Source organism: Paenibacillus sp. PCH8 (assembly GCF_002968835.1).
In the GTDB taxonomy this organism is placed as follows: Bacteria; Bacillota; Bacilli; order Paenibacillales; family Paenibacillaceae; genus Paenibacillus.
Window position 1 is genome coordinate 130,763 of sequence record NZ_PKQK01000001.1, and the last position, 8,584, is coordinate 139,346.

The 8,584-nt window shown below is 45.9% G+C and carries 5 protein-coding genes and 1 pseudogene; 2 read left to right on the forward strand and 4 right to left on the reverse strand.

The window, feature by feature from the left end; all coding sequences use genetic code 11:
• Positions 1 to 20: 20 nt before the first annotated feature.
• Both C0Q44_RS00580 and C0Q44_RS00585 read right to left on the reverse strand, forming a co-directional pair.
• Positions 21 to 494 carry a hypothetical protein gene (locus tag C0Q44_RS00580; protein WP_105405592.1) on the reverse strand — a complete coding sequence of 158 codons (474 nt, stop codon included), beginning with the start codon at positions 492 to 494 and terminating at the stop codon, positions 21 to 23.
• Positions 495 to 1,664 (reverse strand): CdiA C-terminal domain-containing protein, encoded by a 1,170-nt coding sequence (locus C0Q44_RS00585; RefSeq protein ID WP_105405593.1) that lies wholly within the window; start codon positions 1,662 to 1,664, stop codon positions 495 to 497. It lies immediately after the preceding gene.
• A 280-nt stretch (positions 1,665 to 1,944) separates the two neighbouring features.
• Between C0Q44_RS00585 and C0Q44_RS00590 the strand changes: the two are divergent.
• Positions 1,945 to 2,329, forward strand: a pseudogene (locus C0Q44_RS00590) (VOC family protein).
• Positions 2,330 to 2,441: 112 nt separating this feature from the next.
• On the opposite strand, the gene C0Q44_RS00595 reads toward C0Q44_RS00590, so the two are convergent.
• Positions 2,442 to 2,762, reverse strand: coding sequence for a DUF4362 domain-containing protein (locus C0Q44_RS00595; RefSeq protein ID WP_105405594.1), 321 nt, complete (start codon positions 2,760 to 2,762; stop codon positions 2,442 to 2,444).
• Positions 2,763 to 3,168: 406 nt separating this feature from the next.
• Here C0Q44_RS00595 and C0Q44_RS00600 point away from each other — a divergent pair, with 406 nt between their 5' ends.
• Complete coding sequence (locus C0Q44_RS00600) at positions 3,169 to 4,680, forward strand: stalk domain-containing protein (RefSeq protein ID WP_181150802.1); 1,512 nt, start codon at positions 3,169 to 3,171, stop codon at positions 4,678 to 4,680.
• A gap of 162 nt (positions 4,681 to 4,842) precedes the next feature.
• Here C0Q44_RS00600 and C0Q44_RS00605 read toward each other — a convergent pair whose 3' ends face one another.
• Positions 4,843 to 8,436, reverse strand: coding sequence for a glycoside hydrolase family 2 TIM barrel-domain containing protein (locus C0Q44_RS00605; RefSeq protein ID WP_105405596.1), 3,594 nt, complete (start codon positions 8,434 to 8,436; stop codon positions 4,843 to 4,845).
• Between the last annotated feature and the right edge of the window lie 148 nt (positions 8,437 to 8,584).

Below are 8,584 nucleotides of genomic sequence, written 5' to 3' on the forward strand. Positions count from 1 at the left end.
TTCGCCTACCTGCTGTTTCTTTAACTTGATAGCTCCTTTTCAATATAAGGACGATCAAGTAGAAGAAGAAGGCTTGGAGTTAGGTATTTAGATTGATATTCATCCAACCGATTATTAACCGCCAAAAGACCATTCTCCATTCTAAGTAGTTGAGTAGAACCATCTTCTAGCAATAAAAGATTACCCTCAGTATGTTTTATAAGCTTACTAATAATCCTGAAAATATGCTTTATACCTTCAGAAAAAGTACTGCCAAACAATTGAGTTCTAATGCATACATTCACATCTAAGTTATAATGCTGTCGAACAAAAGTGATATCAGAAATATCCTCAATTTCAAGATGCAACGTAAAAAATCTACTGCCAATTACTATTTCCTCTTCATTACTTTGGAAAGAAGCTTTCTCAACAACCGATTCAGTGATATATTGCTCGATTAATTCCCCCAAAGAATTACGATCGAGCTTACTTTGTAAAAATAATTCATAATCCATCTATTGATCCTCCCCAAGCACTCTTGTTATGTTACCGTCCTTAACGAATAAAATCTCTTTCAGATTTTTCAAATCTCCGGTTGGATTTGCTTTTCTGATAATTCCTTGACTAAGTTCACTAACTTTTTCGGTGGGAAATTCGTCTAGGTTAACAACGATTCTTTCCGCTTGCGTTTTAGTTTTCGTTGCTATGTTTCGAAGAATATTATCTACATTGGCATCTTCCTTAGGCGAGTAACAGTCAAAAACCTTACCGTGAATTAAAAAGTCAGGATTAGAAGTTGCCTTGATTCCATAGCCATTTCCGCCATTTATTTCGTCTAACATTTTGATTTCATAACCTTGTCCAGCTAAGAAGTCAGAAGTTTCATTTTGTTTCTTTATCCCATGGGAATCACCTACTCCATAATTTCCAGTTGGTTTACTTCCCTTGGGTAGGGTAGGCTCAGTCATATCTCTATTACCTGTCCCGCCTTTTCCCTTATAAGACTCCGGCTTCCCTCCACCCGATCCACCTAGATCGGTATGCTTATCATCCATCGAACGAAAAGCTTTGCCAAACAAAACATATGCTAGAGCCTGACCTGTCATCGCTCCACCATAATACCCTGCACCACTCTCATTAATCTGCTTCTTCTGCTCATCCACAAATTGCTCTATATCAGACCTCGCTGTTCCGGTACCCCAGGCAGTATCCCATGCAAACTGAATACCACGCCCAACGTCCACAACTTTGCCCACTGTCATGGCATATGCCACACTGCCTAATGTACTGAACGGGTTATCGAAGAAAGCTTCTGCCGTCTGGCCCATTCCCGTTATTGTTTCTCCTACTGATTTATCGAGCAGCCCTACAGCGAAATTTCGCTTTAGTTCTTCTGGAATGTACAAGGCAACCTCGCCTGAGCCATCCGTTGTTCTGAAGTTCTTTGCGATAAACGTAAATTCATTCTGGATCTTGTCCAACAGCCCGAGTGTGGTCGGGAACACTTCTTTCACCTGCATAAAATCCCAGAAGAAACGCTCTCCCGTCACACCAGACCAATCGGATTGCAACAGATGAATCAATTTCTCCAGTTCTCTGACGATTCGATCTAGTTCCAATTTCTTCTGCTGGACCAATCGAGCTTTCTCGTCCAACACATCGGGATGTACCTGAATACGTTGCATTCACTCTTCACCGCCAACCTGACCGTAGTAGTTATACCCAAATTTTAACAAGTGAAGAGGCCGATTGGAATCAAACGGAGGATTCATTTTCTCGTTAAAGATTCAGTAGGCAGGAAACATTCATTATCCAGATACTTTGCGTGTTCGTGCACGTTTTTCGTCAACCTTCTTCTCATACGAAGTCGATCCAACTAAGCTCTAAGGTATAATAAATGAAATACTACTATGTACACCTCTCGTTTTATAAGAGCAAATGCTCCAATCCGAAGGAGGCTTATCCATGCAATTAGAACGACTTGATCATCTCGTGTTAACCGTAGAGAATCTGGAAGCGACCATTTCATTTTATACGAACATCTTAGGCATGCAGGTAGTTGAATTCGGTCAAGGCCGAAAAGCATTACAGTTTGGACAGCAGAAGATCAATTTACATGAACGGGGAAAAGAGTTTGAACCGAAAGCTCATACCTATACGCCGGGTTCGGCGGATCTTTGTTTTCTGGTCAGCACACCCTTGGAAGAAGTGATTTTCCATCTCACAACATCATACGAATATCGAAGAAGGTCCAGTGGAACGCACGGGAGCACTGGGTCCCAATCGTTCGGTGTATGTACGTGATCCTGATGGAAACCTGATTGAACTGTCCAATGTTTTGTACAGATAAACTCTCGATTATTCACCTTCATATGGTCGGAGAAAAACCTGTAAAGCCTCGGCTTCGCAGGTTTTTGGGATTTAAGAAATTCATTAAGAGTTTTCATGCGGATACATCTCATTTAACGCATAGGCATCGAAAAGGGGTTCTCTTCCTTCTCACACCCGGTTAACACGTAAAAAATATTTCCCTGCTCACTCTTCATTGTCCAGATCCCTTTGCAGGTGTCGGTCGTCCTTCCCTGTTTGGAGCCATATAGATCCCTTGAGTCATCGTAAGTGGATTGAATGGCTGTACCATCATAGATCAATTCATAGATAATGGGCCCACCCTCAATGGTATACTTCGTCACACGAACCTGATCCTGTTGTTTATTCTCCACCTTTTTCATAAATGTGTTCCACTTACCCCCGTTCCTTATGCCTCCATGAAGCACAACCACATCCCGCTTTGCTCCGCTTGCTCTGGGTTATGGGGCTCAATTATTTCTGGGAATGATCTCGTGATTACTGGAGAATCCACTGTCCGATCATTTGTCTCACAGGCTGTTAACAAGATTAAAACTAACAAAACCGTGAGCAGCACTCTTTTCATCCAATCACCTCATGTTTACGACGCTAGAACCCCCGTGCCGGTAACCTAATTTCTGTTAGAAAGGCTGCAATTACGATTAGCACTCTTCAATATATAGGAAATTTTATCATTTGTATGTAACTTCATCCCATCATAGAGCGTTTAGAAAGAAATGAAACATTTATACCCAACTCATCCGAAAAAGAGGCGATATCATGCATTCGGTAAACTCTTCCGATCCCATAGCAAAAGAAAAACGATGCTCCACTTCATACTTGAATAATCGATCCAAGGGTAACGTTAAAAAGCCCCGTCGATTCGCCATTACATTGGCTGCAACATTAGTTGCGTCAAGCCTGCTGATGGAGCTAACAGCTGTGCCAACGACTTATGCAGCCACTAATGTCCAACCTTCGACCAGTAACATCTCTGTTCAACCGACTGCATCAAGCAACGCAGAGAAGAAACTTTACTATACCGCCGTACAGGGTGCTTATTATTACACAGTCGCTTTGAGAAGTGACGGTTCCGTATGGGCTTGGGGCCGCAATCTCTGGGGAGAGCTTGGTGTGAGCGAGAATGTTCGATATCGTCATACGTTTAGTCCGATTCGTATCCCCAAACTATCCAATGTAACAGTTATTTCATCCTCTGGCGGTGGAAACAACGCAGCCATTCAGGCAGATGGGACCATCTGGGAGTGGGGTAACGGGAAGATGCCACACCAAGTGCCCGACATCACCTCTGCCACGAATGTAACAGTAGGGGCTTTTTCAACCATCGCTCTTCTCCAGGATGGAACTGTTCTATCTTGGCAAAATCCGGCTCAAGCCGTAGGCCCGGAACACACACGTAAGCTGCAGACGATCAGTGGGATAAAAGATATCATCCAGGTTGAATCCGTAGGCATGCATGGCTATGCCCTGAAGAAAGATGGCTCCGTATGGACATGGAACGAGCCAAACGAGTCCGGTAAAGCGCCTTCCAAACCAACCAAGTTAAAAGGGTTGACCAACATATCTTCGATCACTGGTGCAGATGCATCTCTACTTGCACTGGATAAGAGGGGAAAGGTCTGGCAGCTGGACCTAAAGGGCAAAACCAACCCATTTCATCACGAGCTCAAGGTGAAAAAGATGGATGCCAATTCAAGTTATACGTTGCTGCTTACTACTTCTGCTGAGGTATACAGCTACGGGCGCACTGTGACAGGCAAAGAAGGAAAAGTAAATCATTTGTCTGGCATTACCGATGTTTCAGCGGGATATCACCATAGTCTTGCATTATCCTCCGAGGGGACCGTGTGGGGCTGGGGAAGTGATAAATATCAGGAGGCAGGCGCACCTGCAACATCTTCTGGAGGCATGGTCTACAAACCGGTTCAGGCCAAGCTTGGTACAGATGTTTATCTAAACGGTGACCTGTTCCAGTCGATGTATCCCGCGGTGGAAACGCCCAAGACCGTACAACTGCCAATCAAAGCAATTGCAGCAGCACTTGGAGCAGAATTTGAGGTTCATAAGGCGGAAGGTAGCCTGAATTACTATACGTTAAAATATAACAATCGAACAATTACGATCAACCCTAACGAAGCACATTATCAAATAACTTCCATGGATGCGTCTGGTGAGCAACTCATAGAGCTATCTGAACCCATCAATAACTACTCAGGCGCAATCACCGTGCCTTTTGAAGTATTGCGTGCTTTGGGTTTGAACGTGTCCTGGGATCCAATGAGAGCCATGCTGTCCATTGACGATGTGGACAAGAAAAAGTCAGAGCTCTAGACGAACGCTTTTACACCATATGAATCCCTTAACATAGAAAAAATCCTCTTCAAGTAAACGTCCTGTTCTTAACGAACATCGTTTATTTGAAGAGGATTTATCTGTTTAACCGCACAACGCTAAACGGAGCGATGCAGGACAACATTCATTCCAAGTATCGTCTTACTTCTCGAATCGGAACCAACCAAAATCAAACTGACTGCCTGGCAGGAAGATAAAGATTACCTTTTGCACACCTGATACCTGTTCAAGCTCAAACACCCGCTCCTCGTATCCAGCAGACTGCGTGAATTCAACCAGTTGGTTGCTCTGTCCATCTGCACCTGCGAAGCGAATATGAATCGTATTTTTATCCATTGGTGAAGCACCGTAAATGACCAGTTTGGACGTGCCATCTACACCGAAATCCATGTTATCAAACTCCAACGACACATTGTTCCCAATCCCTTCAACCCGGTCGCCCTCAATCTGGAACGTATCTCCATAGAGATGGTTACATGATGCAGCAGCGTTCTGTTCAAAGGCCCGACTCTGGCGCTCGAACGAGAAGCCTTTAATATGGATCTTCTGCTTCAGTACAAAACAGATCGACGTGATCCCACGAAGACGTTTGGACAGCTGGTACGTCTCTTCCTGATATACATTCCATTGGGACACTTTGTCATAGACCACATCCGCGATCATTGTGCTTCCTTCTTCATCCGGCATACCTTCCCAGATCTGAATGAAGTAATCCTCCGTGGACAGCGTAAAGATTGGAATGGTAATCGTATCGGAGCCATATGGTCCGAAGTCAATGTGGCGGAAGCCCACATGGGTCTCACCGTCCCGGCTTGTCGCTACCCCACGCTCATTACCATTACCGACTTCACCTTTGGTGTAATCGTACAGTCCACCCGTGATGAAGCCGTATGGATCTTTGTAAGCAGTGCCGAGACCTGTTGCTTGGTATTCCAGCTGGGAGATCAGTTTGGTTGTAGCCGTACCATTCTTGCTCGTTGCCCGAAGTCGGAACTTCCCGTCACCTATCGCGGATACCTTCACCGCATGTTGGTTGTCTGCATCCGTGCCTGCATCCGTACCTGCTTCCGCGTCTACTGCCTCTACCTTGGCAATATTGGACTCAATTCCCGCATCGTTCACAACCGCCCACTCGATATCTCGATAGGAGGTATTCTCTGGATATAACTTGACGGTTACGATCAGCTCCGGGTTGGATGGATCTAGCACCTGTCCTGCTTCGCTGATGATCTCGATTTTTCGCAAAGGAATCTCCTGGGCATGGCCCATCAGCACCGGACGTTCTTCATTATTCATGAAAACAGCTTGTGCTTGGGTAGCAACAAGAGAAGATTGAGTTTTACCACTCATCGCACGACTAACTTCACTCTCTGCATTTACAGCCCACGATTCAAATTCGGCTGTTGCACCTTCCAATCCTTCGGAAGACACCTCGATCCGTACCGTTCCAGCTTCATCGGTTGCTCCGATGATTGCCATCAGCTTGCCGCTAAACAGCCTTCTGCTCAATCCCTTGTACGGATCATAGTCTGTGCTGTCCCCGTTATCCAGACCTAACAAACGTCCTGCACCGGACACCTGAACCTGCACGCGGTTGTTCGCATTATGCACCGGATTTCCAGCCTCGTCTTCTACATTAATCTCCACGAAAATGAGGTCTGTGCCGCTCGCCTGCAATTGCTCCCGATCTGCTTGCAGGCATATCTTCTTGGCATCGGTGTAAGATCGTTGTACATCGGTTGCAATAACACTACCGTTCTCATCGTAAGCAATGGCTTTCAGCTCGCCTTCCTCATACGGTACTTTCCACCAGCCGACCAATTGGGTTCCGTTCGCATGATCGATATCATACGTTCCAATCGTCTTGCCATTCAGCTGAAGCTCAACCTTCGGTGCATTACTGCACACACGTACATCTATGATCTGGCCCGGGCTGAAATCCCAATAAGGGAACAGGTGAACCATCGGGGTCTTATGGTAATCCGTCCAGGCTGCCTGATAGATATAATAGGAGTCTTTCGGGAATGTTGCCGTATCCAGTTGTCCAAAATACGAATTCTTCGTATGATACGGTGTCGGCTCTCCAATATAATCGAATCCCGTCCACAGGAATTGACCCAAGGAATACGGCGTATCGCGCTCTGCTATAATGCAGTATTCTGCCGACTTGGCGCCCCAACTGGTTGTGCTGTTCCCCAAAGCCGAACACTGCTCGTCATCATCGGCCAGGATGGGTTGTTCGAACGGGAAGTGATAAATACCCCGGCTCTGCACTACCGAAGAGGTCTCACTGCCATAGATAATCCAGTCTGGATGCTCCGCATGGTGCTGGTCGTAATATTTTTCCGCGTAGTTATAGCCTGCCAGCTTGACGATATCGGCGCATTTCTGTGCATTTTCCCAAGGCATGTAGTTCGAACCGATTGTTACGCCCGCATTGCCTTTGGGATCGAATTCCAGCACATAATCCATCAGCATCCGGGTTACTTCCTGTCCACGCTCATCCGCATGGGTGTCGTAGATTTCGTTCCCGATACTCCACATGATCAGACTGGCGTGGTTACGGTCGCGCTTCACCCAACTTCTCACATCGGTGTGTGCCCACTCCGGGAAAAATCTCGCATAATCATATGGCGTCTTGGCCCGTTCCCACATGTCAAAAGCTTCGGAGACAATCATCATGCCCATCTCATCTGCAAGTTCCATGAACTCTTTCGCAGGCATATTATGAGCGGTTCGGATCGCGTTAACGCCCATCTCTTTCAACAGAACGAATCTTCTGCGCAGTGCCGTCAGGTTAAAAGCAGCCCCCAGCGCCCCGAGATCATGGTGTTCACAGACACCGTTCAGCTTCATTTTGACTCCGTTCAGGTGGAATCCTTCGTTCGCATCCAGCTTGACATCCTTGAATCCAATGCGCTGCGACACGGACTCAATCGTTTGCTCGCTCTGATCCTCTGAAGTCAATTGCAGTTCGGTCACCAGTTCATACAGATGCGGTTCATCCGGGCTCCATAACTTGGGATTCTCAACTTTAAGTTGTTGGCTATTTGTTAATACATTTGCATTTCCATTTTTACGGGCAGTTGCATTGCCTTTCCCACTCTTATGTGCACCCTCATCCTCAACATCAACCTGTGCAGCGGTAATCTCTGCCTTCGTTGTAGCCACAACCTGCCCTTCGTACATTACCGTATGCACAAGCTGTGCACGCTGATTCTGCTCCAGAGTCAATTCGGTATCCAGTTCCACCTGCCAGCCATCCGGCTGTTGCTGAATCGATACATAGATGCCGTCCGTGACGATATGGTTGCGATCTCTCGTCTTCAGCCACACATTGCGATAGATTCCGGCCCCGGAATACCATCTGCTGTTCGGGCTCTGATGCACCACTTTGACCAGGATTTCATTATCGCCTTCCACCAGTGCATTCGTAATCTCATGCTCGAATGCCGAATAACCGTACTTCCACTCTCCAACTAGTTGACCGTTCACGTATACGGATGAATCCATATACACCCCATCAAAACATAACAATAGTTGGTTATCATCCTTCGTGTAATGAAGCGTCTTGCGGTACCATCCAATACTGTCCTCGTACAGCTCAAGCGTATTATAGATCAGCCAATCATGGGGAAGCTCCACCGGTTCGAACACCAGACCCGTAGTCTCCGTAACATCCAGTTTACTTTTCGCAAATTGCCATCCTTCATTAAAAAGTCTCTTCTGATTCATCGTAGACTCTCACTCTCTTTAGATAAATTTATGATTACGGTTACAACAATAACTACTCTTTTCCGAAAACCTTTTCGTAAATATCAAGGCAAAACATGGGCACTACCCCGATTATAACATCTGTCTCTGATTTGTACTCCGATTTCAG